Genomic DNA, 791 nt, shown 5'->3' on the forward strand with positions numbered 1-791 from the left:
AGAGGTGAAAAATAACAATGAATCATGAAGCTCCGTTACTAGAAGTCGGTTTTTTAACATTTAACTTATCAACAGTTATGATGTTACTAGTTGCAGCAATTATCGTATTTTTAATTGCCTTTATTTCAACTAGAAGCCTAAAGTTAAAACCTACTGGTATGCAAAACTTTATGGAATGGATTATGGATTTCGTTAAGAATATCATTAAAAGCAACATGGATTGGAAAACTGGTGGTCGATTCCACGTTCTAGGTATCACACTAATTATGTTTATCGCAGTATCTAACTTACTAGGTCTTCCTTTCTCAATTGTCTATGGGCATGAGCTATGGTGGAAATCACCAACAGCTGACCCTACAGTAACGATGACATTAGCAGCAATGATATTAGTCTTAACGCATTTCTATGGTGTAAAAATGAAGGGTACAGGTCATTATGTTGGTACATTCTTCAAACCAATGTCATTCATGTTCCCACTTAAAATAGTAGAAGAATTTGCAAACACATTAACATTAGGTTTACGTCTTTACGGTAACATTTACGCGGGTGAGATTTTACTTGGCTTACTTGCAGGTTTAGCATCATCAGGTGCTGTGGGATTCATCGGGGCAATCGTTCCTATGATGGCATGGCAAGGTTTCNNAGGTGCACTTGGTGCAGGTATTGGTAACGGTCTTATTGTATCAAAAACAGTAGAAGGTATCGCTCGTCAACCAGAAGCTCGTGGCGTTCTTCAAACTACAATGTTCATCGGGGTTGCATTAGTTGAGGCCCTACCGATCATCGCAGTA

At 38.5% G+C, this 791-nt stretch carries 1 protein-coding gene; it reads left to right on the forward strand.

Going from position 1 to position 791, the window contains the following annotated elements:
* Positions 1-17 precede the first annotated feature (17 nt).
* A partial coding sequence (atpB, locus tag B3D98_RS09255) for a F0F1 ATP synthase subunit A (protein ID WP_288582599.1) occupies positions 18-791 on the forward strand: 774 nt, incomplete at its 3' end.

Source organism: Lysinibacillus sp. UBA5994 (assembly GCF_002429725.1).
Lineage (GTDB): Bacteria > Bacillota > Bacilli > Bacillales_A > Planococcaceae > Lysinibacillus > Lysinibacillus capsici.